This window comes from Hymenobacter sp. J193, assembly GCF_024700075.1.
Lineage (GTDB): Bacteria > Bacteroidota > Bacteroidia > Cytophagales > Hymenobacteraceae > Hymenobacter.
Window position 1 is genome coordinate 4796433 of record NZ_JAJONE010000001.1, and the last position, 24096, is coordinate 4820528.

At 61.0% G+C, this 24096-nt stretch carries 18 protein-coding genes; 8 read left to right on the forward strand and 10 right to left on the reverse strand.

What is annotated here, in order from left to right; genetic code table 11:
• Positions 1–20: 20 nt before the first annotated feature.
• The 3 genes from LRS06_RS21065 to LRS06_RS21075 form a co-directional block, all read right to left on the reverse strand.
• On the reverse strand, positions 21–3017 hold the full coding sequence (locus LRS06_RS21065) for a PAS domain-containing sensor histidine kinase (RefSeq protein WP_257873325.1): 2997 nt from the start codon (positions 3015–3017) through the stop codon (positions 21–23).
• Positions 3018–3188: 171 nt separating this feature from the next.
• Positions 3189–3740: a hypothetical protein gene (locus LRS06_RS21070; RefSeq protein WP_257873326.1), complete on the reverse strand. Its 552-nt coding sequence runs from the start codon at positions 3738–3740 to the stop codon at positions 3189–3191.
• Complete coding sequence (locus tag LRS06_RS21075; protein WP_257873327.1) at positions 3733–4902, reverse strand: AAA family ATPase; 1170 nt, start codon at positions 4900–4902, stop codon at positions 3733–3735. Before LRS06_RS21075 ends, LRS06_RS21070 begins: the two co-directional genes overlap by 8 nt.
• 409 nt (positions 4903–5311) lie before the next feature.
• Here LRS06_RS21075 and LRS06_RS21080 point away from each other — a divergent pair, with 409 nt between their 5' ends.
• Positions 5312–6001, forward strand: a complete 690-nt coding sequence (locus tag LRS06_RS21080; protein WP_257873328.1) for a hypothetical protein — start codon at positions 5312–5314, stop codon at positions 5999–6001.
• Between the two features lie 88 nt (positions 6002–6089).
• On the opposite strand, the gene LRS06_RS21085 is transcribed toward LRS06_RS21080, so the two are convergent.
• The 3 genes from LRS06_RS21085 to LRS06_RS21095 form a co-directional block, all read right to left on the reverse strand.
• Complete coding sequence (locus LRS06_RS21085; protein WP_257873329.1) at positions 6090–7940, reverse strand: PAS domain-containing sensor histidine kinase; 1851 nt, start codon at positions 7938–7940, stop codon at positions 6090–6092.
• Between the two features lie 101 nt (positions 7941–8041).
• Positions 8042–8500 carry a BLUF domain-containing protein gene (locus LRS06_RS21090; RefSeq protein ID WP_257873330.1) on the reverse strand — a complete coding sequence of 153 codons (459 nt, stop codon included), beginning with the start codon at positions 8498–8500 and terminating at the stop codon, positions 8042–8044.
• Positions 8501–8657: 157 nt separating this feature from the next.
• A complete protein-coding gene (locus LRS06_RS21095) occupies positions 8658–10577 on the reverse strand; it encodes a DNA topoisomerase IV subunit B (RefSeq protein ID WP_257873331.1) in 1920 nt (639 codons plus the stop codon).
• Positions 10578–10770: 193 nt separating this feature from the next.
• On the opposite strand from LRS06_RS21095, the gene LRS06_RS21100 reads away from it, so the two are divergent.
• The 3 genes from LRS06_RS21100 (at position 10771) to LRS06_RS21110 (ending at position 14169) form a co-directional block, all read left to right on the forward strand.
• Positions 10771–11958 carry an AI-2E family transporter gene (locus tag LRS06_RS21100; protein ID WP_257869581.1) on the forward strand — a complete coding sequence of 396 codons (1188 nt, stop codon included), beginning with the start codon at positions 10771–10773 and terminating at the stop codon, positions 11956–11958.
• 99 nt (positions 11959–12057) lie between these two features.
• Positions 12058–12534 (forward strand): PA2169 family four-helix-bundle protein, encoded by a 477-nt coding sequence (locus LRS06_RS21105; protein ID WP_257869582.1) that lies wholly within the window; start codon positions 12058–12060, stop codon positions 12532–12534.
• Positions 12535–12786: 252 nt separating this feature from the next.
• Positions 12787–14169: an exonuclease domain-containing protein gene (locus LRS06_RS21110; protein ID WP_257873332.1), complete on the forward strand. Its 1383-nt coding sequence runs from the start codon at positions 12787–12789 to the stop codon at positions 14167–14169.
• A gap of 254 nt (positions 14170–14423) precedes the next feature.
• Here LRS06_RS21110 and LRS06_RS21115 read toward each other — a convergent pair whose 3' ends face one another.
• On the reverse strand, positions 14424–16022 hold the full coding sequence (locus tag LRS06_RS21115; protein ID WP_257869584.1) for a hypothetical protein: 1599 nt from the start codon (positions 16020–16022) through the stop codon (positions 14424–14426).
• A 155-nt stretch (positions 16023–16177) separates the two neighbouring features.
• Between LRS06_RS21115 and LRS06_RS21120 the strand changes: the two genes are divergently transcribed.
• Positions 16178–17755: a hypothetical protein gene (locus tag LRS06_RS21120; protein ID WP_257873333.1), complete on the forward strand. Its 1578-nt coding sequence runs from the start codon at positions 16178–16180 to the stop codon at positions 17753–17755.
• Positions 17756–18002: 247 nt separating this feature from the next.
• Here LRS06_RS21120 and LRS06_RS21125 read toward each other — a convergent pair whose 3' ends face one another.
• Positions 18003–19118, reverse strand: coding sequence for a DNA topoisomerase IB (locus LRS06_RS21125; protein ID WP_257869587.1), 1116 nt, complete (start codon positions 19116–19118; stop codon positions 18003–18005).
• Between the two features lie 282 nt (positions 19119–19400).
• Between LRS06_RS21125 and LRS06_RS21130 the strand changes: the two genes are divergently transcribed.
• Positions 19401–20216, forward strand: coding sequence for a M48 family metalloprotease (locus LRS06_RS21130; RefSeq protein WP_257869588.1), 816 nt, complete (start codon positions 19401–19403; stop codon positions 20214–20216).
• A 135-nt stretch (positions 20217–20351) separates the two neighbouring features.
• The gene (locus LRS06_RS21135; RefSeq protein WP_257869589.1) at positions 20352–21584 is read left to right on the forward strand and encodes an App1 family protein; all 1233 of its coding nucleotides are present in this window, start codon (positions 20352–20354) and stop codon (positions 21582–21584) included.
• Here LRS06_RS21135 and LRS06_RS21140 read toward each other — a convergent pair.
• Together LRS06_RS21140 and mtgA are read right to left on the reverse strand one after the other, a co-directional pair.
• Positions 21544–21981, reverse strand: a complete 438-nt coding sequence (locus LRS06_RS21140; RefSeq protein WP_257873334.1) for a nuclear transport factor 2 family protein — start codon at positions 21979–21981, stop codon at positions 21544–21546. The two genes, LRS06_RS21135 and LRS06_RS21140, sit on opposite strands and share 41 nt — an antisense overlap.
• Positions 21982–22312: 331 nt before the next feature.
• Positions 22313–23053, reverse strand: a complete 741-nt coding sequence (gene mtgA, locus LRS06_RS21145) for a monofunctional biosynthetic peptidoglycan transglycosylase (RefSeq protein WP_257869591.1) — start codon at positions 23051–23053, stop codon at positions 22313–22315.
• Positions 23054–23340: 287 nt separating this feature from the next.
• Between mtgA and LRS06_RS21150 the strand changes: the two genes are divergently transcribed.
• Positions 23341–23973 (forward strand): LON peptidase substrate-binding domain-containing protein, encoded by a 633-nt coding sequence (locus LRS06_RS21150; RefSeq protein WP_257869592.1) that lies wholly within the window; start codon positions 23341–23343, stop codon positions 23971–23973.
• Positions 23974–24096 lie beyond the last annotated feature (123 nt).

The window sequence follows — 24096 nt, forward strand, 5'->3', positions numbered from 1 at the left end:
TCGGAACGGGAAGAAGACAGCTAGGAGCGACGGAAATACACGGAGAAAACGGAGCCTACGCCCGGCTCGCTGGTTACGGACACGCGGCCCCCGGCGTTTTCCACGCTGCGCTTCACCATGTAGAGGCCCAGGCCCGTGCCCTCTACGTGGCTGTGCAGGCGCCGGAACATGGTAAACAGCTCGGGCAGCTGCTCGGGGGCCAAGCCCAGGCCGTTGTCCTGCACTGTGAGTACCGTATAGTCACCATCGGGGTGGCAGGCCACGCGGATTTCGGGCAGGCGGTCTGGGCGGCGGTATTTGAGGGCGTTGCTAAGCAGGTTGAACAGCACGGAGCGCAGGTTTTTCACCGAAAACCGCACGCTGGGGCAGGCATCTACATCAATGGTCAGCCGGCCACCGGTTTCGGAGAGCAGCGGGGCCAGGTCCAGCTGCACGTCGCGCAGCACGGGCGCCAGGGCTACTTCGGTGGTGGGCTGGGTGTGCTCCTTCTGCAGCTTGGTTACGTCGGCCAAGTGGTTGATGGTGCGCTTGAAGCGAGCCACCGACTCGTACATCATGCCCAGCACCGGCCCTACTTCCGGGGCCGCGGTGGAGGTAGTGAGCATACTCTGCAGCACGTGCAGCAGGCCTTCGATGTTGGTGATGGGGGCTTTGAGGTCGTGGGAGGCGGTGTAGATGAAGTTGTCCAGGTCGATGTTGGTGCGGGTTAGCTGCTGGTTGAGGGCGGCCAGCTCGTCGGCCAGGGTTTGCGCCTGCAGCTTGCTTTGCTCGGCCGAACGCCGGGCGGCTACCTGCTCGGTTACCTCGGTAGCTACGACGGCAATGCTCGTAATAGTGCCTTGGGTATCACGCAGCGGCTGGTACACGAAGTTCAGGTAGATGGTTTCCGGCTCGGGGCCGCGCGCCAGCATGGCCGACACTTCCTGGGCCACGAAGGCCTCACCACTAACGGCAATTTCGTCCAGCAGCTCCTTAAAGCCCTGCTCCCGTACCTCGGGTAGGGCCTCCAGCAGGGGCCGGCCAATGACCTCCGACGGCGTGCGTCTCCACAGGCTGGCCACTGAAGGGTTAGCAACCTCAATCACGTAATCTGCCCCCCGAAAGACGGCAATGGCTACCGGGGCCTGCTCAAACAGCACCTGCAACTGCTGCTGCTGGGCCTCGCGCTGCTGGCGGGCCAGCACTTGGGCGGCCACATCGTAGGCAAAGGTAGAGATGCCCACAATTTCCCCGTTTTCACGGTACGCCTGGTAGGTGAAGGTAAAGTACATCTGCCGGGGCGGCTGCCCGTCGGGCTGGGCAATGAGCAGGGGGAGTTCCGTACCCGAGTAGGTTTCCCCCGTCTGGTAAACGGCATCAAGCAAGTCCACCACGCCGCTGTCCACGGTTTCGGGAAGAGCCTCGGCTACGGTACGGCCCAGCAGCTGCCGGCCCGGGAAAAACTGCTGATACGCCTCGTTTACGTATTCGTAGCGGTGCTCCGGGCCACGCTGGATACAGATAGCGGCCGGCGTCTGGGCAAACACCTGGTAGAAGGTTTCGCGCTCCTGTACTTGCCGCTGCATGGCGGCCACTACCTCTTTCTGCAGCTTATCGGCGTGCTGGCGGGCCTCTACCTGCTGGGTTACTTCGAAGGCAAACACCAGCACCCCGTCGATGTGGCCGTGCTCGTTGAAGCGCGGCTGCTGGATATAGTTGAAGTACCGGTTTTCCAGCTGTCCGTCCTCGGGGCGGGCAAAGGGAATCAGCAAGCCCGGCTCCGTATGCGTAATGCCGGTTTCGTAGACCAAGCGAAACGTTCGATGTACCTCATGGCCGGCTATTTCGGGTAGGGCTTCCAGGATGGGCTTGCCCTGCAGCTGCCGGCCCGGAAACAGCTGCTGATAGCCGGGGTTCACCAGCTCATACACCAGCTCCGGGCCATCCAGAATACAGATGGCGGCCGGGGCCTGCATAAACAGGCGCTCCAGGCGGGCCCGGTTCCCCTCGGCGGTGGCGCGGGCCTGCCGGGCTTCGGCGGTACGGTCCTGCACGCGGGCTTCCAGCTCCTGGTTTAGCAGGCGCAGCTCCTGCTGGGCCAGAAACAGATCGGCATTGTTTTGCAGAAACTCCTCGTTGGCGGCGTGCAGCTCTTCGTTGGTGGCCGCCAGCTCTTCGTTCAGGTTCTGGGCCTCGTGGCGGCTGAGCACCTGCGCTGTCACGTCCACGGCAATATCGAGTACGCCCAGCAGCGCGCCGTCCGCGTCGTACAGGGGCTGATACACGAAGTTGAAGTAGTGGGTATCCAGGCGGCCTTCTTGCCGCAGCCGGGCGGCCACCTCGGTACCTACAAAGGGTACGCCCGTGCGGGCTACCTCCTCCATCAGCTCCGTGAAGCCTTGCCCTTGTAGTTCGGGCACGGCTTCCAGCAGGGGCCGGCCCAGCAGCTCAATGGCGCTATAGCCCCAGATGGCGCTCATCTGCTCATTTACGGCCACTATCTTCTGCTCATCTCCCTGCAACACGCCCATGGCCACGGGCGCCTGCGTGAGCAGGGCGTTCAGCAGGTTCCGTTCCCGCTCGGCGGTGGCGCGGGCGGCCTGCTCCCGGGCCTGGCTTTCGCGCAGGGCCTCCTCAGCGGCCGTGCGGTTCTGGTCGGCCGTATCGGTAAAGCTTACGACCAGCAGTTCCCCGCTGCGCTGGGCCGAGAGGTGAAAAAAGTTGTCCAGGCCGTCGTGCTGGTAGTTTACATCGTAGCGGCCGGCCTCTCCCGAGTTGTAAGTGTTGCGGTAGAAATCGAAGATGCCGGTAACGGTGGCGTTGGGATAGAGCGTGAGAAACGTTTCGGCGGGCTGCTCGGGCAGCTGCAGCATCCGCCGGGCCGAGGGGTTGAGAAACTCGTAGGCCAAGTCCACGATGTCGTGGGAGCCAGCCCCTGCCAGCACCGGCCGGAACAGGATTACGCCCGTCAACGACACGTTGAGCAGCGTCAGGGTCAGGTCGTCGGGCGGAGGCAGGGAGGCCGGGAAGGCGGGCATACGGGCACGGTTGGGTTCGGAAATATACGACGGGCAGCCGCACTTAGGCCGGCGGACTTGCCGGATTCGGCATAATCATGCCCTTTTAAGGTTGTCCGTTGCTGCATCGTATCTACCCCTAGTTATGCCTCAAACGCTGTTGGCCCCAATCGGCTTGTACTCCTACCCGCGCTACGGGTGCGCACCCGGCAGGTGCATTACCTCGGCTACAAAGTCGGCCAGGTCGCGGTAGGCAATGGGCTGGGCACGCTGAATGTCGCGTAGCAGCCGCTGCATCTGCGGGTTTTCTTCCACGTTTTCCTGCTTACAGAAGTCAATGAAAGCCGGCAGCGCGGTGGGCAAACCCAGCGCGGGCAGGTTGACGCTGGCTGCCTCGGCGGCCCGGTACAGCCAGGAGTCACAGGCCGGGTTCAGCACGATAAGGTACTGGTTGGGCACCTCGGGGTGCTTCAGAATCTCGTGAAACTGCTCCTGCCCGCGCCGGGGCCGGGTCAGGGGCCGGAACTTCGCCAGCTCGGGGGCCTCGGCAAACTTCTTGTCGCGGTCTACCATGCCCACTACCACGCGCCCGGCCCGGCAGGCAGCCTGCTGCTGCACCAGCACGCGGGCCACCTGCCCAATGCCCTGCCGGTGGCTGACAAACGGGTAACGATAGGCTACCAACGACAAGGTGAGGGAGGTATCTACGTTGCACTCGGGCACGAACAGCGCGTACTCAGCCATTGGCGGGGCGCGGAATGTAGCGGGCCATGTTGTAGAACACATCCACCGAGTCGCCCCGGATGGCGCGCACTTCCTCGTCGCTGAGCTGTTTTACCTTGGTTTGGTAGTCCTCGTAGTACGCCACGAAAATAGCCAGCTCCCGGGCCTGCTCCTCATCGGGCAGCATCTGTTCCAGAATTTCCGTCAGCAGGTACGGGCTGTGTGTTGCCACGAAGAACTGGTTGTTACGGCTCTGGGCAATGCGTTTGCCGAGCATCGACACGTATTGCGGGTACGAATGCGCCTCCGGCTCCTCAAACAGGATTACTGAGTCTTTGTTACTTTCGATAGCAGCGAGGTAAAAAATGATACGTTGTAGGGTATCGGCAATGCTGGAGTAAGGGTAAGAATAGATAATACCTTCAAGATCTTTAACTACTTCAAGACGACGTTCGTCTACACGTAACAAGAGTTTCAATCCATATACATCAAACATCTTCGATATTTCTCTTCTTAAAATATGATTGACTCTTATTATTTGCGCAAGATTATCACCGGTAGACGGATAGAGATAATCATCAAAGTGTTCCTTCATAATTTGTGCATTCTTTGCAAAAACATAGCTCCTGATGATTACATCATCTTCGTCATAATGTCCTGTAGATATTTTTTTATCACCAGCAGAAAATCCCCCTCTAATATCTATATCAGTATATAAAGCATTTATTCTCGAACTAGACATATTTTGATTTTCTTTTATAAAACCATATATATCACGAATTATTTTATTTTTAATGGAATTTCTAAAATTTTTCTGATATGGCTTTTTATATTTTTCAAATATTACTTTTTCAAAAATATCTTTATCCATAAAAACATAACCTAATTTATCATCACTGGATTTTCCTATTATGCATAAATCTTTTTCTGTCTCCACTGAAATAGTACTTGAAACAAGATTATCATAAAATAGTTGTCGCGGCTCCTCATACCGAATAAAGCTCCCCATGAACTTTTCTGTTTGTTCATAGACGATACTTCCCAACAAACTCATAGCCTCCAGAATATTCGACTTGCCTACGTTGGGCGGACCGATGATGAGGTTGACGCGGCGGGGCGTCATCGTCACGTCCTTGATGGACTTGAAATTCTGAATGCGCAGGGTCTTGATGTCGTTTTGCATGGCGGAGGCGTGTGCCCAAAGATAGGGGTTCAGCGCAAGTGCCCGGAAAGCGGGCGGGCTTCCCTCCTGTTTTCGCCTAATCCCCTCCTACGCCTTCCAAACGGCCTTTTGGGCACCTGCCATTGCTCGCGCTGACGTCTAGGACGCTCGCGCTGAGGTGTAGGACGCCCGCGTCGGCGTATCGAAAGCAGCGGCGGTAGCTCAGGACGAGTGCGGCAAGCCCCGGGAGGCGCGCGCCCACTTCCTGGGTGAGCGGCCACACCCATAGGAGGCCCGCGCAGAAGTTCCTGACCGGCCGCCGGCCGCAGAGGTAGCAGGCTTGCAAAAGCCATTGAAATTGTGCAGCTTATCGAGCCGCTGGCGGAGCGCACCGGGCTGGCAGCTATTCCAATACTTCCTTCCTCTATCTATGAAAAAGAAACCCGAAATCCCCCAGTACAGCATGTCCCAGGCCGCTCTGGTGACCACCACCACCGAGAAGCTTGGCTACCTGCGCCGCGACCAGGCGGCCCTGGCCGGGTACGGCGTCACGTCGGCCCGCATCACCGAGTTGCAAGCCCTGCTCACCGCCTTCGTGGCCCTGCCCACCGAGGGCGAGGGCGTGCAGGCCGCCGCTACTGCCACCCAGGCCAAAGAAGCCGCCCGCACCGCCGCCCTGGGCACTATGCAGCGCGTGATGGGTATGGTGGGCCTGGTGCACGACAACCGTACCCCGCAGTACAAGGCCTTTGGCACCAGCGGCCTGAACTCGGCTTCCGAAGGTGACCTGTACCTGGGGTTGGTACGCGCCGTGCGCGTGGGCCGCGCCAACCTGGCGGCCTACGCGTCCAAAGGTCTGAAAGCCGCCGACCTCACCCTGCTCGAAACCCAGAACGCGGCCCTGCTGGCCGCCATAGGCGAGCAGCACGACGCGGAATCGGGGGCAGCGGCGGCTACCCAGCAGCGCCTGACGGCCGGTAATGCCCTCTACGAGGAGCTGGTAGAGCTGTGTGAGGCCGGCAAAGCCGCCTTCGTGCAGACCGATGTGAGCAAGCACGAAGACTACGTGATTTACGACGCGCCGGCGCCCGCGCCCACCACGCCCGCAGCTTCGGCCTGACGCTTCTGTCCCGGTGCGCTGACCAACCCAACGCCCCACCTGGCTCCGGCCAGGTGGGGCGTTGGGCCACGTGAGGCTCCGTGGGACGTTAGCTGCTACTGCTGGGCGTGTTCCAGTGGATGGTGAAGGTGGTTCCCTCTCCGATAATGCTGGTGACGGCCAGGTGCCCGCCCTGGCTGCTCACGATGCGCTGCACCAGGTACAAGCCCACGCCCGTGCCATCTACGTGGGTGTGCTGGCGGGCGAAAAGCTGGAATATCGGGTGGGCCGGATCGTCGATGTGCATGCCCAGGCCGTTGTCGCGCACTTCCAGCACGGGCTGCCCATCCGGGGTGAGGTAGCTGCGCAAGACGATGAGCGGCGGGCGGTTGGGGTGGCTGAACTTCAGCGCGTTGCTCACCAGGTTATGCACCACGGAGCGCAGGTTGGCCCGGCTGTAGCGCAGGCCCGGGGCCTCGCCTACCTGCACGTCGATGCGCGCCCCGCGCTGCATAATCTCGGGGCGCAAACCCAGCAGGATTTCTTCCAGCACCAGGCTCATATCCAGCACCTCCACGGGCTCCTGCTGCTGCCGCTGCGTGCGCACGGTGGTGGCCAGGTCGATGAGGGTGCTATCCAGCTCCGCCAGGGCGGTATCCACCATGCCCAGCATCACGGCCTGCTCGGGGTCGGCAAAAGAAGCGGAGCGGCGCAGCTCCTCGAACAGGCCGCGCAGGTTGTTGGTGGGCTGCCGCAGGTCGTGCGAGGCCGCGTACACGAACGTATCCAGGTTGTGGTGAGCCCGGGAAAGCTCATCGTACTGCGTTTGCAGCACCTGCCGCAGCCGGTACTGCTCTTCGATATCGGAGCAGGTGCCAAACCAGCGTGGGCCGCTTTCGTCGCTTAGCTGCCGGGCCCGGATGGTGTGCCAGCGGTACACCCCATCGTGGCGCCGCAGCCGGTATTCGCCCTCAAACGCCTCCCCACTGGCTACGCTCTGCACCCAGCGGCGGGCGGCAGCCGCCTGCTCCTGCAGGTACAGCAGGCCCACCCAGCCCGTGGGCCCCAGCTCTTCCTTGGTCAGGCCGGTATACTCCATGGTGAACCGGTTGTAGTAGTCCACCAAGCCTTCGGCAGAGGCGGTCCACACCAGCTCGGGAATGCTGTCGGCCAGGAACCGCAGCTCGGCTTCTCCCCGACGGCGGGCCTCGCTCAGCTCCCGCTCCAGGTGTACCTCCGTTAGCGCCCCGTGCCAGAAAAAAGGCGCTTCGGGCGGATGCACTTCGGGCAGGGCACGGCTCAGCATCCAGCGGTACACGCCATCGTAGCGGCGCAAACGATACTCGAAGTTCCAACCCGTGCCCGTGCGACGACCGGCTGCGGATTCGTAGAGCACCCGCAGCCGGTCGTCGGGGTGCACCAGCAGAGGCCAGATGGCGGTCAGGTCGGCCGTGGGCGGCTGGCCGGTAAAGCGGTACCACTGCGGACTCACGTAGGTAACGGCCCCGGCCGCGTCCACGGTGTAAGTCATCAGCGGCGCGGTTTCGGTGAGCACCCGCAGGCGGGCATCGAGGTGGCGCGTGGTGAGGGCCAGCTCGTGGGCCCGCTGCCGGGCCGCTTCCTGCTCGCTAACATCTACCGCCAGCAAAAGCAAGCCGGATACCTGCCCTTGCTCGTCGTGGTAAGGCTGCACCGAGAGGTCGTAGCAGTGGCGGGGGCCGCAGGCGCAGGCCTTGGCCGTATGGTCGCTGCCGTCGGCGTAGATGCGCGGCAGCATCTCCAGGAAAACTGAGGGCAGGTTTCCCGGAAACTCAGTTACCCGCTGACCCGGCTGCCCTTCGCCCACCAGCTCGCGCATCCGGTCGTTGATGAAGCCATAGCGCAGGTCGGGGCCTTCCAGGGTGGCCACGCCGGCCTGCAGCTGGCGCAGCATCTGCTCAAAAGGAGAAGAAGGTTTCACGGACTGGTAGTAAATGCCCACGACAGCGCCCGGGCTGGTGCAGACTCATAAGAAATAAAGCGGGGCGGTCCGGCAACAGCCGCTAAAACGGCTGCCGCCTGTCAGGGTGCCAGGGGCAACACGTGGTGGTAAGGCTGCGAGGGGTCGGAACCAAAGACGGCCAGCCGTACCAGCTCGACTACCAGGGCATCGGCAATGGGCAGTGAATCCGGGGCGGGCGGTATATGATGCGGGAGCAGAAACCCCTGCAAGGCCTCGAAGCCCTCCGCTACCAGCGGGTGGAAGGCCATGGACCAGTCGGAAAAGCTGCGGGCCGCAATGGGTTTGTCTACGAGCTTGCGCACGTGGGAGTGCCGGCCGTCCTGGGCAATGCGCGCAAACAAGGCGTCGGCCGTTGCGTCCTCTCCCTCAAACAGCTGGGCAATGTTGCCGTGACTGTAAAATAACACCCCGGTAATACCATGCTGCTCATTATTGTGGCGGCTCTGGTCGAGCAGGTGCTGCAGGTCGTGGTCGGTCAACGCATGTACAGCCCGACTTAGATACACTATATGCTTCATGCTGCCAAAATACAACGCATTTGCTAACTAGGCCCCGCTGCTGCGCCTCCCGTTCCGGGCTTTCCGGGTATTTATGCGCCTGTTGCCACTAAAATCAAAAAGCCCCACCGGGCCGGAGCCAGGTGAGGCTTTTTGATTTTATGGCTCGGTAGTATGGTTACGCAAAGGCCATATCTTCCTCGGCCACTTCGCTCACGGGCAGCACGTCGGAGGTGATGAGGTCTTTTTCCTGGCGCAGGTTGTCGATGATGAATTCCTGGCGGGCGGGCGTATTCTTGCCCATGTAGTACGTGAGCACCTGCTGAATGCTGCGGTCCGACTGCAGGATAACGGGCTCCAGCTTGATGTTGTCGCCGATGAACTTGCCGAACTCGTCGGGGCTGATTTCGCCCAGGCCCTTGAAGCGGGTCACCTCGGGATTGCGGCCCAGCTGGCGCATGGCGGCCTGCTTTTCCTGCTCGTTGTAGCAGTAGATGGTCGTTTTCTTGTTGCGGACGCGGAACAGCGGGGTTTCCAGAATGAACACGTGGCCGTTGCGCACCAAATCGGGGAAGAACTGCAGGAAGAAGGTCAGCAGCAGCAGGCGGATGTGCATGCCGTCCACATCGGCGTCGGTGGCAATAACCACGCGGTTGTAGCGCAGGTGCTCAATACCTTCCTCAATGTTGAGGGCGTGCTGCAGCAGGTTCAGCTCCTCATTTTCGTACACTATCTTCTTCTTGAGCCCGAAGCAGTTGAGAGGCTTGCCGCGCAAACTGAACACAGCTTCCGTTTCCACGTTGCGGCTCTTGGTGATGGAGCCGGAAGCCGAGTCCCCCTCCGTGATGAACAGGGTGGTGAGCAGGGCCTTTTCGGGCTCTTTGGTTTCGCCCAGGTGGAAGCGGCAGTCCCGCAGCTTGCGGTTGTGCAGGTTGGCTTTCTTGGCGCGCTGGTTGGCCAGTTTTTTCACCCCGGCCATGTCCTTCCGCTCCCGCTCGCTCTGCTCGATGCGCTTTTTGAGGGCCTCGGCTACGGCGGGGTTCTTGTGCAGGTAGTTATCGAGGTGCTCCTTAAGGAAATCCAGGATGAACCCGCGCACGGTAGGGCCGTCCTCCCCCATGTTGATAGAGCCGAGCTTGGTTTTGGTTTGCGACTCAAACACCGGCTCCTGCACCCGCACCGAAATGGCGGCAATGATAGAGCCGCGGATATCGGCCGCATCGTACTCTTTTTTATAGAACTCGCGTACGGTTTTCACTACGGCCTCGCGGAAAGCGGCCAGGTGGGTACCGCCCTGGGTGGTGTACTGCCCGTTCACGAAGGAGTAGTATTCCTCGCCGTACTCGTTGCCGTGGGTGAGGGCCAGCTCAATATCCGGGGCCTTGAGGTGAATGATGTCGTAGCGCAGGCTCTCGGGGTCGGCTTTGCGGGCCAGCAGATCCTTCAGCCCGTTTTCGGAAAAGTACTTCTGTCCGTTGAAGTTGATGGTCAGGCCCGCGTTCAGGTACACGTAGTTCCAGACCTGGTTTTCGAGGTACTCCGGAATGAAGCGGTAGTTTTTAAAGATGGTGTCGTCGGGCTGGAACACCATCAGCGTGCCGTTGCGCTGGGAAGTAGGCTGGGGCTTGGCGTCGGTTTTGAGCACGCCCTGCTCAAACTCGGCGGCCTTCATTTGCCCGTCGCGCACGCTCTGCACCAGAAAATAATTGCTGAGGGCATTAACCGCCTTGGTGCCCACGCCGTTCAAGCCCACAGATTTCTGAAAGACCTTGCTGTCGTACTTGCCGCCCGTATTGATTTTGCTGACGACCTCCACCACCTTGCCCAGCGGAATGCCGCGGCCGTAGTCGCGCACCTGCACGCGCTGGTCGGAGATTTTGATGTCGATGGTGCGGCCGTGGCCCATCACGTGCTCATCAATGGAGTTGTCGATAACCTCCTTCACCAGCACGTAGATGCCGTCGTCGTAGCTGGAGCCGTCGCCGAGCTTGCCGATGTACATGCCGGGGCGCAGCCGGATATGCTCGCGCCAGTCGAGGGAGCGGATGCTGTCTTCGGTGTATGCGTGTTGGGCGGGGAGTACTTGTGGTTCAGCCATCGGGAATCCGGTAAACGTATGCGAGGTAAAATAACGCAGAAAATTGACCTTTTCCGCGTCGGGCTTGCGCTAGTAAAATTAGCAAAAACTCCTCTCCCAACCGGCACGACAGTGAAAATAGTTTCACGTTTTTCTTTTGCCGCTTCACCAACAGCTCTTTCCCTCTCCCCTATTTCCTAATCGTATTAGCCAAATGTTTCCTCCCTCTACCCAACATCATTTGCCCCCCTCGGGCCACAAGCCCAACGCTGAGGTGCGCCAGACGCCCGTCATCCAGTTTGCGTTCCTGCTGTTGTCGGGCGTACTGCTGGTATACTCGCTCAAAGTTCTCGACGACGTGCTGCTGCCGCTGCTGTTCTCGGCGCTTTTTGCCTTGCTGCTGCTGCCCATCAGCCGCTGGCTGGAGCTGAAAGGCGTGCCCCGGGTGCTGGCCATCATCCTGTGTCTGCTGCTGATGGTGGTGGTGTTTGCGGGTATCGTTTTCGGGTTTGGCTCCCAGCTGGGCCAGTTCAAGAATGAGCTGCCCAAGCTGCAGGACAAGCTGCTGCAGTTTTTCCACGACATTCAGGCCTGGGCGGCCAACCGCTTCGGTATCGAGCCTATTTCGGATGAAGAGCTCAAGAAATCCACGCTGGACTCCCTGAAGAAGAGCAGCGGCGGCTACCTCAACTCCACACTCAACATGACCTCGGCTGTAGTCGGCAACCTGCTGCAGGTGCCCATCTACATCTTCTGCTTTCTGTACTACCGCGACCATCTGCGCCAGTTTCTGTTCCGCTTCGTGAGCCCCGACAAGCGCACGGCCGCCCTCAACACCCTCGACAACATCCAGACCGTGGTGCAAGCCTATATTTCGGGCTTGTTCAAGGTCATTGTGATTGTGGCCGTGCTCAACGCCATCGGGCTGCTGGCCCTGCAGGTGAAGTTTGCCATCTTCTTTGCCATTTTTGCCTCCGTGCTGGCCGTCATCCCCTACATCGGCATTATGCTGGGAGCCAGCATCCCGGCCATTATTACCTTGGTGGAAACCGGCTCCCCCCTGCATGCAGCGGGCGTTATCGGGGTGTTTGCTTTCGTGCAGTTTCTGGAAGGCAACTTCATTACGCCCATGATTACCGGCTCGCAGGTGAGCATCAACCCCATGGCGGCCATTGTGGCGCTGGTGCTGGGCGCCGAGCTCTGGGGCACCCCCGGCATGATTCTGAGCATTCCGCTGATTGCGGTGATTAAGGTGGTGCTGGATGCCAGCAAAGCCACCGAGCCCTGGGGCTTTCTGCTGGGCGATACGGCCGAGGGAGAAGACACTATCCAAAGCGTGGCGGGCGGCGAGCCGGGCTTTTTCAAGCGGCTCTGGGGGCGCATCATGGGCCAGGGCTCGTAACCCCGACCATACATGCACAGTATACACGGGCAGAATCGGCTGTATATCCGGCTTCGATTCGCCTGAATTCCTTTCCAACCACCTTAACATACTTTACCGATGGCTGCCATCACCGATAATACCGCCCGCGCATTCAACGACCTCGTCGAAATCAATAAAACCGCCACCAAAGGCTACCAGCAGGCCGCTGAGGGTGTAACCAGCCCCGATTTGCGCGCAGAGCTAAGCAAGTTCAGCCAGCAGCGCGCCCAGTTTGCCGCCGACCTGGAGCAGGCTGCCCGCCGCAGTGGCGTGGAAGCCCCTAGCCAGGAAAGCACCGTAGAAGGTGCCCTTACCGACGCCGCTGCCGCCCTGCACCGCGGCTGGATCAACATCAAATCGGCCATTACGGGCCAAGACGACTCGGCCATCCTGGGCGAGTGCGAAACCGGCGACGCCGTGGCTCTGCAGGCCTATGAAACGGCCCTGCGCTCCAGTGAGCTGCCCGTAGAAGCCCGCAACGTGATTCAGCAGCAGCACGGCGACATTCTGTCGGCTAAAAACTGGGTTACCCAGCAGAAAGGCCGCGTAAGCTAATCGCTTCGCCTGCTTTGAGAAAGCGCCCGTCAGCTTCCGCTGGCGGGCGCTTTTTATTTGGGGCCTGAGGCGGGCGGGCAGGGCGGTTGCAACCTTATCAGTGGCTATCTTTGTTACCAAGCACGTTAGCAAGTTTCCGCTTCAGAATCCGCCGCATTTGTACGCCATTATCGACCTTGAAACCACCGGGGGCAGCCCGCCCAGGACCGCATCACCGAAATTGCCATTTTCATTCACGATGGCGAAAAGGTGGTGGACCAGTACGACACCCTGCTGAACCCCGGCCGGCCCATCCCCTTCTTCATCACCCAACTCACCGGCATCACCGATGACATGGTACGCGACGCGCCCAAGTTCCACGAGGTAGCGCGCAAAGTGGTGGAAATGACGGAAGGCTGCGTGTTTGTGGCCCACAACGTGCGCTTCGACTACTCCTTTCTGAAAAAGGAATTTGCGGACCTGGGCTATAACTACTCGCGCAAAACACTGTGCACCGTGCGCCTGAGCCGCTCCCTGATGCCGGGGCAGCCGAGCTACAGCCTGGGCAAGCTGTGCCAGAACATCGGGATTCCGCTGAATGGCCGCCACCGCGCCGCTGGCGACGCTGGCGCCACCGCCATCCTGTTCGACCGGCTCCTGAAAATCAGCCAGCAGGACGAGGCCCTGCGCAACCCCACCGTGAGCCCGGCCGATACCCTGGCGGCCGTAGATGCGCTGGCGCCGGGCGGGAAGAAGCCAGCCAAGCAGCCTTCCGCCCGCAAGGTGGAGGCCGTGCGCGAGGCCATCCGCACGGCGCTGCTGCCCCCCAACATCACGCCCGAGAAAGTGAGCAGCCTGCCCCAGGAAGCCGGCGTGTACTACTTCCACAACGAGGCCGGCGAGGTTATCTACGTGGGCAAGAGCATTAATATCTACAAGCGCATTCAGCAGCACTTCGCCGTCGATTACAAGTCGCGCAAGAGCATCGAGTTCAAGAACTCCATTTCCGACATTACCTGGGAGCTGACGGGCTCGGAGTTGGTGGCGCTGCTTTATGAGTCGCACGAAATCAAGCGACTGAAACCGCTCTACAACCGCGCCCAGCGCCGCTCAGTGTTTCCGGCGGGTATTTTCCTGCGTACCGACGACCAAGGGTACAAGCATCTCTACTACGGCAAGGCCGACGACCATGCCCAGTCGCACCCGCTCATTGCGCTGGCCAACCAGTACAAAGCCAAGGCCTTCCTGTTCCACAAAGTCTCGAAGTTCAACCTTTGCCAGAAGCTCTGTGACCTGTACAAAACCCCGGGCTCCTGCTTCGACTACCAGGTGCACCGCTGCAAGGGTGCCTGCCTGGGCCTGGAGCCCGCCGAGGAATACAACAAGCGCGTGGAGGAAGCCGTGGAAAGCTTCACCTACGAGCACGGCTCCTTCGTGGTGCTGGGGCGAGGCCGGCGCGAAGATGAGAAGACGCTGGTGGTGGTAGAAAACGGCCGTTACCTGGGCTTCGGCTACGTGGATGAGTCGTTTTCCGCCCGCCGCTTCGTCGATTTCAAGGACGCCATCAAGCGCTACAACGACAACAAGGACGTGCAGCAGATCATCCGCCAGTACCTGCGCACCAAGCACAAGGACAAGGTGAAGATTTTTAAGTGAAGGTGACAGGTACTGTCATTGCGAGCATGTGGCGCATCAAGCCAGTGTCGAAGCAATCCGTCCTTTTCAAAACCAGATACATCTTTTTACCAGAAAGCCACTGACGTATGCTTACGCCAAGGGCTTTTTACATTTCAGGGGTTAGTGCGTTGCTCAGGACGGCTTGCTTCGACACTGGCTTGATGCGCCACATGCTCGCAATGACAGTATGTTACTTGTTACCTGTCACATGTTACCTCATCACCTGCCCCAACTTAATACAACCGGTGGCGCAGAAGCCAGCCGGCGGCGTCGAACTCTTCGGCTTTGGGCTGGTATGCTTCTACTTTGATGCTTTTGGGTAGGTTGATAACGTTGCCGTCGCCGCTGTTGTAGACCGTAACACCGGGGCGGGCCGGCAGCTTACCCACTACCCGTACACCATCCTGCCCGGCGCCGTCGTAGATGCTGATAGCGAGGTTGGTTTCGGGCAGGTCGCGCAGGTCGAACTGGTCGTTGCCACCCAGGCCGAAGAGCTTGAGGGTTCTGGTTTCGGTCGTGAGAAACGTGCGCTGCCCGATAAGGCTGTCGGCTAGGGCAGTGCCGCGCCGGTACACACTCAGGCGCACCTGCGCGGGGCCAGCGTTTTCCAGCACAAACCGCTCGGCCTGGTCGGTCCCGGGCACTTCCACGTCGCGGGCCAGCAGCGCGTAGAACTTGTCGGCCACGGCAGGCAGCTGGTTGCGGCGGCTGCGCAGCTTGCGCCGGAACTCCGCCCCCGACAGCTCCCGGATTTCGGGGGGCCAGGCAGCCAGGGCTTCGTCAATGACCTTGTCCGATAAGCGTTTTTTCAGCGAATCGGCCACCTGTTGTACCTCGGCACGGGAAAGGTACACCAGCAACGACTTATCCATGGGCCGGGCGGCGCGGTTGAGGCCTTCCACGTCGGCCAGCCGGATTTCCTCGTGGAAACTCTGGTAGTTGCTTTTCACCCAGCCAATGATGTGGGTCAGCAGCCCGTCGTCGAACTTGAAAAAGGCGTGGTCCCGGTCGCGCGGAATAGCCTCGTAGCGCACCCCGCCGGCGGGTGTGGCAAAGGAAGCCCAGCGCCACTGGTCTTCGCGCCGGCTCCAGTCGCCCAGAAACATGTCAAACAGCCGAGCCCGCAGGTACTGCGGAGCATTTACCTGGAAATCAGATTTGAACAACAAATTGGTAAACACTTTGCGCGAGCTTTCAACCCGGGTCGAGCGGCCGAAGCTGGCCACCGTGCGCTGGTCGCCCTCGGGCCGCTCTTCCAGCAGGTACAGGGCATTGGCATAGTCTTTCCGAAACTCGCCCAGCGCCGCGTCGTCGCCGATGTACACCAGGCGCGGATTGGTATGATACACGCCCGCGGCCTGGGCCAGCGGGGGCACAATGTAGGCGCCGTAGGGTTGAATTACGCTGGTCTGGTCCTGCATCAGGCGGCCAATCATGCCTTCCCGCAGGTTTTCGGGCAATGCTTTAGTGGGGTCTTTGTCCACGCTGCGCAGCACAAACTCCCGGCCGTCCTTATCTACCAGGCGCAGGTTTTTGGTTTGGAAGCTGCCGCCGGCCTCGGTGGGGCGCAGGCCGCCGGGCACGAGCTTACGCAGGCTCACTACCGGCACACGCACGGGCTGGTGCCAGACGGTGCGGTAGTGCTTGCCCCAGAAAAACCGGTGCACAGCCCCGCGCATGTACTGCGGCCCGGCAGCCACCGTCACCACCGAATCGGGCGGGATTATGGGGCGGGGTGGAAAGGCCGGGGCTGGCTCGGTGCAGGAACACAGCAGCCCGCCCACCAGCAACACCACCGAAGGCCGAAGCCGTGAAAAGGAAGGAAAATGCACGGAGTAGAAAAGATAAAGCAAGCCCGCAGAAGAAGCTGAGCAATAGCTACGGCCCCTTATAGCGCAATCCGGGCACAGGCGGTTGTTGCGGCCCGCGTTTACTTTTTGGGCGCGGCTGCGTTGAAGGACGCACCGGCCGAAAGCCGGCTTTGTGCATGCGTCTACCTCTCCCCTGTTTTTTCCCGCTTTTGCTGACGGCTACCAGCTGCGCCAGCTCCCATTTTTTTCAGCCCGATGCCCGGGTCAGCGGCCGTACCGCGGCTCCCGACAGCGCCGTAGTGACGGCCGGGCGGCACTACCAGCGCGGGCCCATTGGGCGGTTTCTGCTGGGCCAGCACTACCGCCACGCCTGGGCCGAGCCCGTCACGCTGCCCGTGCTTAACCTGGCTACGGCCGTACCCGGCGGGCTGAAGCCCGGCAAAGTAGGCGGCGGCTTTCAGACAACCAGCATGACGGTGCTGGGGGCCGACGGCCGCGCCTACGCCCTGCGCAGCGTGGATAAAGACCCCACCAAAGCCCTACCCAAATTTCTGCGCCCCACGCTCATTCTCACTATTGTGCGCGACGCCACCTCAGCCGGCATGCCCTACGGCTCCCTAGTGGTGCCCCCGCTGGCCCAGGCTGCCGGCGTGTATCATACCAATCCGCGCCTGTATTACGTGTCGGCCACCGAAAACGGGCTGGGCCCCACCTCGGAGCGGCTGCGCGGCCGGGTGGTGCTGCTGGAAGAAAAGTGGGAAGGCAAGGAAAACATCTACGGTCCCCTAGCCGGCGCACTCGATCTGGAAGAATCGGAAGATGTGCTGGCGGAGCGCTACGCCTCGCCGAAAGCGGCCCTGGATGAAGCGGCTTTCCTGCGCGCCCGCCTGCTGGATTTGTGGCTGGGCGACTGGGACCGGCACGAGGGGCAGTGGAGCTGGGCCGCCTTCAAGCAGCCGGATGGTCGCACCCTCTGGCGGCCGGTGCCCCAGGACCGCGACCAGGTGTTTTTCCGGTTTGATGACGGCCTGATGTCCTGGCTGGTGAGCAAAGCCGTGGCTAAGTTCCGCACGTTCGGGCCGAAGTTCGAAAGCGTGGAGGGCTACACCCGCAACGCCCAGTACATCGATGAGCGCGCCCTGAGCGAGCAGCCACGCCCCCGCTACCTGGCCGCGGCCGCCGAGCTGCAGCGTCGCCTCACCGACGCCGTTATCGACTCGGCCGTGCGCCGCCTACCACCCGCTATCTACCGGCACGAGGGTGCCCGCCTGGCCGCCGGACTGCGCGCCCGCCGGGCCGCTCTGCCCCAGGCTGCCGCCGAGTTTTACCGCCTTAAGGCTCACCGCGTGGTGGTAGCCGGCACCGACGAAGACGAGCGGTTTGTGGTGGAGCGCCGCACCGATAGCACCACAGTGGTATCAGTTTACTCAATGGGAGGCAAGAAAACAGCCCAGCCCCTCTACCAGCGCACGTTTCACCCGCGCGAGACGCACACCATCGTCCTGCACGGCCTGGAAGGCAAAGACCGGTTCGAAATAAGCGGCAAGGTGCGCGCCTCACCTTTCGTGGACATCTATGGCGGCCCCGGCGAGGATACCGTGCAGGATAGCTCCCGCGTGGCCGGCCTGCGCCGCAAAACCCGCTTTTTCGACACGCGCCGCAACAACACCCTCACCAGCACGGGCGAAACCAAGAACCAAACTACCCGCGGCGTTGCCACTCACGCCTTCGACCGGGACGGCTCGGGGCGGTAGTGGTTAATGTGCTAATGTGGTTGAATGTGGAAAATGTGCTAATGTTTTAATCTGATAGCGAACAGCGCGAAGCAATCCGTCCTGAACAACGCCCAAAGACCTGAAATGTGAAAAAGCGCCTGACGTGCCGAGGCCAGGCGCTTTTTGGCAGAAGAATGCATCTGGTGCTGTTTGGCACGGTTTGCTTCGGCGGCGAAAGGACAGCCAAAGCATCAGCACATTTCCCACATTCAACCACATTAGCACATCAACAAGCCGCCAGCATATCCAGCACCATGTGTTCGGTGGGTGTTAGCTGGTCGTTTTCAGCGGGGTCGGCGTCGTGGCGGCGCAGGTAGTCGATGAGCTTATCTGATTCGAATAATTGGGCCACCTGGGGGTGAATGTAGTATTTGCTGCACACGGTGGGCGTGTTGCCGAGGCCTTTGGCTACATCCTTCACGGCCAGCTTCAGCACTTTTTCCTTGGGCAGTTCCGGGTTTTCGGCCAGCACGCTTTCCAGGCACTCTACCATTTTCACGGTGCCGCCCCAGGTGCGGAAGTCCTTGGCCGAAAGGCTGATGCCCGTGACGCGGTGCAGGTAGTCGTTTACGTCGCCCGATTCGAGTTCCTGGCGGTGGCCGTCGGCATCGTAGTACTGAAACAGGTGCTGACCGGGAATTTCCTTGCACTTCTGCACCAGGCGGGCCAGCTTCCGGTCGTGCAAAGTCACATCGTGGGCTACACCTTTCTTGCCCACGAAGCTCAGGCGCACATCGGCTCCGGCCACCTGCACATGCTTGTCGCGCAGGGTGGTGAGGCCGTAGCTCTTGTTCTTTTTGGCGTATTCCTTGTTGCCGACGCGGATAAACGACTGGTCCATGAGCGTGAGCACCAGGGCTACCACTTTTGGCTTATCCAGTTGGGGGCGCTTTAGGTCTTTTTGCAGCTGCAGGCGCAGCTCGGCCAGCTTTTCGCCGAAGGCCCGCAGGCGGCTGAACTTGGTGAGGCTGCGCACCTCACCCCAGGCCGCGTGGTAGAGGTACTGCTTGCGCCCCTTGGCGTCGCGGCCCGTTACCTGCAGGTGGGCCGTGGTCGTGGGCGCAATCCACACGTCCGTCCAGGCCGGCGGAATCACGAAGCTGTTGATGCGGGCCAGGGTCTTTTCGTCGGTCACGGGCTGACCTTTAGCATCGAGGTAGCGGAACGTGCCGTCGGGGCCGGGCTGGCGCGTGAGGCCGGGGCGGGTATCGGAGTAGTAGCGCAGGCCCGCCAGCTCGGCCTGGCGGGCGGGGTCCTTATACAACTCGTGGGCTTCTTCCTGGGGCGCCAGGTGTTTTTTCTTGACTTTGGGCCGGGGGGTGGCCGGGGCAGCAGTAGCCATAAGCGGGGAGAACAGTACGCGGCCTTCGGCAGTGAAAGCACGGCCCTGCTGTACGCAGAAACCAGCGGAAAGTAGCAGTTTGGGTTCGTGCGAGGCTTTATCCGGCGGCAGCCTTTCGCCAGGCTGGTATCGAATGATTTTTTTGCCGCTAATTTCCTGCCCTCTACCTTAAATCTGCGGGAGCAGGCAACACCGGCCGCAAACCAGTCGTATCGGCCTCCGGAGCATTCTGGCACACTTTTTCTCTTGCCGGCTCCGTTGTTCACTTATCCGCTTCTGCCCATGCTCCGCCTGTTGTTCAAACCCTCCCTCCTGCTGGCCCTGGCCGTTACGCTCGGAGCCTCTTCCTGCGCCAAAGATGAAAACGGCGACCGGCTGCTGTTTTCCGTGGACGATGACAAAGCCCTGGGCGAAAAAGTAGCCCACGAAACCGACTCCCTCTACCGCCAAAAAGGCCAGCTGCTGGAGCGCACTGATAGCAAAAACACCCGCGCCTACCAGTTGCTTGATGGGGTAGTAAACAAAGTCCTGAACTCGGGCCAGCTCACGTACCGCAACGAGTTTCCCTGGGACGTAAAAATTATCAAGGACGACAACGTGCAAAACGCCTTTGCCACGCCCGGCGGCCACATCTATGTGTTTACCGGCCTCATCAAGTTCCTCGACGATGAAAGCCAGCTGGCCGGCGTGCTGGGCCACGAAATTGCCCACGCCGACCGCCGCCACACGTCCAAAGCTTTGCAGCAGCAGTATGGCATTTCGGTGCTGCTGAGTCTGGTGCTGGGCGAAAACCCCAACCAGCTGGCGGTGGTGGCCGCCAACCTGGGCCAGCTCAAGTTCAGCCGCGAGTACGAAAAAGAGGCCGACGATTTTTCGGTGGTGTACCTCAACCCCACGCAGTATTCCTGCGACGGCGCCGCTGGCTTCTTCATCAAAGCCCAGGCGCAGGCCGAAGGCGGCGCCGACCCCGAGTTCCTGAGCACCCATCCCGACCCCGGCAGCCGCGTGGAGGCCATTCAAACGAAGGCGGCGGAGCTGAAATGCGCGGGTCGCACCGTCACCAACACCAGCTTCGAGGAGCTGAAGCGCATTTTGTAAGCGGGCTATACCCTGCGGTTTGCGGCCCGGTTGGCAATTTCCTTGCCGGCCGGGCCGCGGTGTTTTCGGGCCGGGCGTAACATTGGGGCCGCAGTAGCCCGTACTCCTACTGTTCCTTTCTCCGCATTTCCACTTATGGCTTCTTTCTCACAACGACTCAGCGACTGGGGCGAAAACCTGGATGATCTGGCTTTGCGCGCCCGCCTTCGACTGGGGCTGCTGCACCCGCTGCAGCTGGTCCCCTACCGCAGCTACGGCACGCCCGAGCGGCTTTACGTGAAGGGCCGCCTGCTCACCGACCGGGGCATTGGCGAGCCTGCCGACGAAGACTCGGTATTACGCAACATGCTGAACATGTACCGCCGCTTCGAGAGCACCGAAATTCCGGGGGCCCGGCTTAGCATCGAGCCCGGCGACGGCAGCCAGCACCCCATCACCACCGACGAGGAAGGCTACTTCACCCTGAACCTGGCTCCGCAGCAGCTGCCGACACCGGAAAACTTTATGTGGTACCCGGTGGATGTTCGCCTGGTAGCACCGCCCCAGCGTGTGCCCGCTCCAGAGGCTCCGCTCCTGGCTACGGCCCGTGTGCTCATCCCGCCTGCCGATGCGGAGTACGGCATCATCAGCGACCTGGACGATACCGTTATTCAGACCTCGGCTACGGATATTCTGCGCATGGCGCGCATCGTGCTGCTGCGCAATGCCCGCTCCCGCCTACCCTTCGAGGGTGTGGCCGAGTTCTACCGGCAGCTGCAGCTGGGCCGCAACGGCAAGCGCAACAACCCCTTCTTCTACGTGAGCAGCTCGCCCTGGAATCTTTTTGACTTGCTGGAGGACTTCCTGCATTTGAATGACATTCCGGCCGGCCCCATCCTGCTGCGCGACATGGCCCTCAAAGGCAAATCCTCGGGCGAGGCCTCGGCCCACCACGGCCACAAGCTCAAGGAAATCGACAACGTCCTGCTCACCTACCCCACGCTGCCGTTCGTGCTCATCGGGGACAGCGGGCAGGAAGACGCCAACATCTACCGCGAGGTGGTGCGCCGCCACCCCGGCCGCATCCTGGCCATTTACATCCGCGACGTGAACCTGCCCGCCCGCTCGGCTATGGTGGAGAAGGTTTCCGAAGAATTGCGGGGGGACAAGGTGGAAATGCTGCTGGTGAAGGACACCGTGCAGGCCGCCAAGCACGCCGCCGAGCGCGGTCTTGTGTTCACGGAAGCCGTGCCGGCCGTAGAGCAGGAAAAAGCCAAAGACCAGGCTACGTCCGATGACCCCACCACCGCCCGCGACCAGGGCGGTACCCACGCGCTGCCGCCTACTGCTAGCTCGAGTGGTCTGCCACAATCACCCAGCGGCCGTTAAGCTTGCAAAATACTAATAGGAAATATCCGCCTACATCGCCCACGGCGGGGCGGGCCAGGTGCCAGCGCCCCACCACGTGCGCGGCCGTCGCACTGAGTGGCTCCACCCGCAGGTTAGTAAACGTGAGCAGGCCCATGGCCTCAGCATTGGGGTAGCTGCGGCGGTAGTTGTCGAGCGTGGACTGCCAGCCGTAAGTCAGGCCTTTCTGGCCGATGAACACCAGCGAGTCGGAAGGCCAGTAGCCCTGCATGAACCCAGCCACATCACCCCGGTTCCAGGCAGCGGTTTGGGTAGTGAGCACCTGCAGAATATCCCGCCGGGCTGCCGTAGGGCGCGTGGTAGCGCAGCCGGAGGTGAGGAAAAGCAAGGGCACCAGGGCCCGGTAAAAAGTGCGCATACGAAAGGAAAGAGTAGGCCAGCAATATAACTGCCGGGCTGCCGGTACCGGCGGGCATATACCCGTCACAAAGTAAGGTGCGGGGCTTGTCCCCGCCCACCGTTGAACGATTACTCCCCAGCGGCGCGTACAGCGGGCGGGGACAAGCCCCGCACCTACCGGCTTTTCGCACTGCACTTCGCGGCCAGTATAAGTCCCCCAGCTCTCCCACCATTGTTGAAAGGCCGGGGGGCGGCATACCAGTGCTCCGACAATTGTTGGAGGGGCGGGGAAGTCACACCAGTGCTCCGACGATTGTCGGAGCACTGGTGTGACTTCGCTTCGGAAGGCCTTATTCCGCCGTCAGTACCTGCTGCACGAAGCGGGTACCGCCCAGGCGGCGCATGTTGCGCAGTACCCGGCGCTGCTTGGCGCGGGTTTGGGGGCCAGGGCTGGCCGCCCGAAATTTGAGCGGGTTGGGTAGAATGGCCGCCAGCAACGCCGCGTCGGAGGCGGTGAGCTTGGCGGCCGGTTTGTGGAAGTAGCGCTGGGCAGCGGCCTCGGCCCCGAAGGTACAGTCGCCCATTTCGGCCACGTTCAGGTACATTTCCAGGATGCGCTGTTTGTCCCAGAGCAGTTCGATGAGCACCGTAAAGTACGCTTCGGCGGCCTTGCGCAGGTAGCTGCGGCCGTTCCAGAGAAACACGTTTTTGGCTACCTGCTGGCTGATGGTGCTGCCGCCCACCAGCTGCTTGCCGTGCCCGGCACGGTTGCGCTGCGCGGCTTTCTTGAGGGCATCCACGTCGAAGCCGTGGTGCATGAGAAAGCGCTGGTCCTCGGCTGCCACCAGCGCCAGCGGCAGCTGCGCCGACACCTCCTCCAGTCCTACAAAGCTGTAGTGAATCTGCCGCTCACTTTCGAGGTGCTCGTAGCCGGCGGGGCGGTGCGAGCGGCGCTCCAGCATCAGCCAGGTAGCCGGCGGTGACACCCAGCGGTACAGCAGCACCCACACAATGGTGGTGAGTAGCAGGGAAGCGCCTACCTGCAGCAGCAGCTGCCAGCCGCGCCGCCAGTACAGTTTAAAATCAGTCACGGGGAAAGTGAATGGGTGAATGGGTGAATGAGTGAAGTGTGCAGTCCTGACCTATAGAAGAACGTCATACTGAGCGAAGCCGAAGCATCACTACCGCTGAATAATCAATCAGTAGTACAACAAAGCGGTAAAGATGCTTCGACTGCGTGGACGCCAGATGAAACATGACAGCCGTAGGATACTGTAGGTGCAAGCAAATTCGGCAAGCGGGCGAAATTACGGGTTTTGTGGGCCTGCGCCGGGGATTTGCTTACTTTTCCGCCGTCTGCGCCTTCTCCTGTTGCTTTATGCCGCGTTTGCTTCCGCTGTTTCCGCTTAATCTGGTCGTATTTCCGGGCGAAAAGCTCAACCTGCACATCTTCGAGCCCCGCTACCGCCAGCTGGTACACGACTGCCTGGGAGAAAGCCTGACCTTCGGCATTCCGCTGTATACCGACCAAGTGCGGGAGCTGGGCACAGAAATGCGCCTGCTGAGCATCGAGAAAACCTACCCCACCGGCGAAATGGACATCCGCACCGAGGCACTGGGCGTGTTCCGCATCCGGGAGTTTTTCCGGCAGGCCCCGGGCAAGCTCTATGCCGCCGGCACCATCGAACCCATTATCGACGACCCCGCCCCCGATGCCGACCTGCACCGCCGCATCCAGGGCTACCTCCGGCAGCTCTACGACGTGCTGGGTTTGCGCCAGTTGCTGCAAAAGCTCCCCATCGACTACCGCACCTACGACCTGGGCCACCACCTGGGTCTGAGCACCGAGCAGGAATATCAGCTGCTAAGTGCCACCAGTGAGCTGGAGCGCCAGGAGCTCATTGCCGAACACCTGGAACAGGTGCTCCCGATGCTGCTGGAAACCGAGCGGCTCAAGGACCGCTCCCGCCTCAACGGCCATTTCAAAAACCTCACGCCTCCGAATTTTTGAGCGGCGCAGCCATCCTCGACGACATTGCCAGTTTCGCCTACGGAAAATTCGTCTATATCCTGCCCCTCAAAGCAACAAGATTGGGCTTTGGGAACCCACCTGACAACACAGCCCGAGTTAGGC

Coding starts and splice junctions, on each gene's coding strand:
- LRS06_RS21140 (WP_257873334.1), bottom strand. CDS start 21,981: ATGCGCACTTTTTACCGGGCCCTGGTGCCCTTGCTTTTCCTCACCTCC.
- LRS06_RS21070 (WP_257873326.1), bottom strand. CDS start 3,740: ATGGCTGAGTACGCGCTGTTCGTGCCCGAGTGCAACGTAGATACCTCC.
- LRS06_RS21130 (WP_257869588.1), top strand. CDS start 19,401: ATGCTCCGCCTGTTGTTCAAACCCTCCCTCCTGCTGGCCCTGGCCGTT.
- LRS06_RS21100 (WP_257869581.1), top strand. CDS start 10,771: ATGTTTCCTCCCTCTACCCAACATCATTTGCCCCCCTCGGGCCACAAG.
- LRS06_RS21080 (WP_257873328.1), top strand. CDS start 5,312: ATGAAAAAGAAACCCGAAATCCCCCAGTACAGCATGTCCCAGGCCGCT.
- LRS06_RS21120 (WP_257873333.1), top strand. CDS start 16,178: ATGCGTCTACCTCTCCCCTGTTTTTTCCCGCTTTTGCTGACGGCTACC.
- LRS06_RS21065 (WP_257873325.1), bottom strand. CDS start 3,017: ATGCCCGCCTTCCCGGCCTCCCTGCCTCCGCCCGACGACCTGACCCTG.
- LRS06_RS21150 (WP_257869592.1), top strand. CDS start 23,341: ATGCCGCGTTTGCTTCCGCTGTTTCCGCTTAATCTGGTCGTATTTCCG.
- LRS06_RS21125 (WP_257869587.1), bottom strand. CDS start 19,118: ATGGCTACTGCTGCCCCGGCCACCCCCCGGCCCAAAGTCAAGAAAAAA.
- LRS06_RS21090 (WP_257873330.1), bottom strand. CDS start 8,500: ATGAAGCATATAGTGTATCTAAGTCGGGCTGTACATGCGTTGACCGAC.
- LRS06_RS21135 (WP_257869589.1), top strand. CDS start 20,352: ATGGCTTCTTTCTCACAACGACTCAGCGACTGGGGCGAAAACCTGGAT.
- LRS06_RS21105 (WP_257869582.1), top strand. CDS start 12,058: ATGGCTGCCATCACCGATAATACCGCCCGCGCATTCAACGACCTCGTC.
- LRS06_RS21095 (WP_257873331.1), bottom strand. CDS start 10,577: ATGGCTGAACCACAAGTACTCCCCGCCCAACACGCATACACCGAAGAC.
- LRS06_RS21075 (WP_257873327.1), bottom strand. CDS start 4,902: ATGCAAAACGACATCAAGACCCTGCGCATTCAGAATTTCAAGTCCATC.